Genomic DNA, 1,850 nt, shown 5'->3' with positions numbered 1-1,850 from the left:
ATGATAGATATTGTATGCGATTTGGCTCGCTATCATTCAGGTATAGTCTTTTGATAAAAAAAGCATGACTAAAAGCCATGCCTTGGGAATTCGTATAACGTGTATTATGTTAATTGTAGGAAAACTCAATAATTTTCTCTTTTCATTACTTTTCAAAAATATATTTTTTTTCCATGCTTATAGGACAAATAAACATATATTGAGCTTTAAACATTCCGTTTTTATCTTTTTTAATTTTTTTTACAGTCTCTTTAGATTGTAATACTTGTTCCAAATTTGCTAATAAATCTGTTTTTGCTTTATCTAGATCATTATTAAAAACACTCAAATTATATTTTTGATAATTACTCATGGCATAAGTAATAGCATCTAAATTCGTTTTATTATTTACTATTACGTCTGTAAAAAGGTCATATGCAACCAAACAGTAATTTTTGAACATATCTTTATTTCGAGCTAAAAATTCTTCTTTTTCACCTGCACAGCCAGATTTGTCATAAATAAACTTATTTCTATAATAATCGCTATCTTTTGGTGAATTTAAAATTACAACCCCATCCGGACTATACGAAAATAAATGATATCCAACATATCCTCCATAGGAATTTTTAGCATTTACTTCACCACAAACCACACTCTCACCAACAGAATTTTTGATTTCCCTTAAATTTTGAAACTTTGTAGAGTCAGGATCTTTCATTTCCTGCTTTACTTTACTTTGAGCCATATTTAAAAATTTATTTTTTTCAGCATAAACAGAACCAATTAAAAGAATATTAAGAATGATGAAGTATATTAATTTGTTCATGAAGTCCCCGTTATTTAATGAATAGACCATAATTTAACATAATGGTGGTTATACGAAATTGACAATATGTACAGGATTCTGTACATTTAGGATTGTAAAGTTTCAATCACTACCGCCTAGGTAGTCTAGCTAGCAGCGTTTTGACGCAGCTTACCCTATGAGGGATAGATATATGCATGTATTTACATATACGGACGCACGTAACAATTTAAAATCTGTTTTAGATAAAGTAATTGATGATGTAGACGTTGCTTTTATTACAAGAAAAGAAGGTGGCCATGCTGTAGTAATGGGACAAGATCATTACGATAGCTTAATGGAAACGTTATATCTCCTTTCATCTCCAAATAATGCAAGTCGTTTAAATGAATCAATTGCTCAATTACGTGCAGGGAAAACAAAACACAGAGAGTTGATTGAGGATGACGAATCGTAACGTCGAATGGACTGATAATGCCTGGGATGAATATATCTATTGGCAGACACAGGATAAAAAGATACTTAAGCGTATTAATACCTTAATCAAAGAATGTCAGCGAACACCTTTTGAAGGAACAGGAAAACCAGAACCTTTAAAAGCTAATCTTTCAGGATTTTGGAGTCGTAGGATTGATGAAAAGCATAGATTAGTTTATGAAGTGACAGATGAACGAATCTCTATAATTCAATGTCGATTCCATTACTAACAAGATCCCCTATTTTTAGGGGATTGTTTTTTTATTTAATACAAAATCTCATATGCGAAATTTAGGTGTTATTCCATATAACGCCATTAAAAAGATCTTTATCTTTCTGCCTATTTTCTTCAGTCTTACTTTCCGTGCTTAAAAACTTTTCAAAATCGGTTAGTTGACCCTTAAAAGATTCATCATTTTTCAGTTTGTTTAGAACCCAAGCCCCCAGTAGAATTTTACGTCTAGTATCATCTTTTCTTTGTCGATCAGAATTTTTCTTTTTTTCACGAGCAGCAATAGCTTGTTTTTGTGCTTTTAGTTGTCTTAATCGTTCTTCTTGCTTTGCAATTTTTTGCTCTAAAGTTTCA

Annotated in this window: 4 protein-coding genes; 2 read left to right on the top strand and 2 right to left on the bottom strand. The window is 31.1% G+C overall.

Annotated elements, in window-relative coordinates; all coding sequences use genetic code 11:
• Positions 1 to 145 precede the first annotated feature (145 nt).
• Positions 146 to 808, bottom strand: coding sequence for a hypothetical protein (locus tag FTV37_RS17300; protein ID WP_057692831.1), 663 nt, complete (start codon positions 806 to 808; stop codon positions 146 to 148).
• Positions 809 to 980: 172 nt separating this feature from the next.
• On the opposite strand from FTV37_RS17300, the gene FTV37_RS17295 reads away from it, so the two are divergent.
• The gene (locus tag FTV37_RS17295; protein WP_000557944.1) at positions 981 to 1,244 is read left to right on the top strand and encodes a type II toxin-antitoxin system Phd/YefM family antitoxin; all 264 of its coding nucleotides are present in this window, start codon (positions 981 to 983) and stop codon (positions 1,242 to 1,244) included.
• Entirely contained in the window at positions 1,231 to 1,494 is a 264-nt protein-coding gene (locus FTV37_RS17290; protein ID WP_000184943.1) for a Txe/YoeB family addiction module toxin, read from the top strand. Before FTV37_RS17295 ends, FTV37_RS17290 begins: the two co-directional genes overlap by 14 nt.
• 61 nt (positions 1,495 to 1,555) lie before the next feature.
• On the opposite strand, the gene FTV37_RS17285 is transcribed toward FTV37_RS17290, so the two are convergent.
• Positions 1,556 to 1,850: hypothetical protein (locus FTV37_RS17285; protein WP_180064331.1), on the bottom strand; the 295-nt coding region annotated here is incomplete at its 5' end.

It is taken from the genome of Acinetobacter sp. YH16042 (assembly GCF_013417245.1).
GTDB lineage: Bacteria > Pseudomonadota > Gammaproteobacteria > Pseudomonadales > Moraxellaceae > Acinetobacter > Acinetobacter amyesii.
Note: the sequence above shows the minus strand (reverse complement) of the source record. Positions and strands in the feature narration are given on the sequence as shown.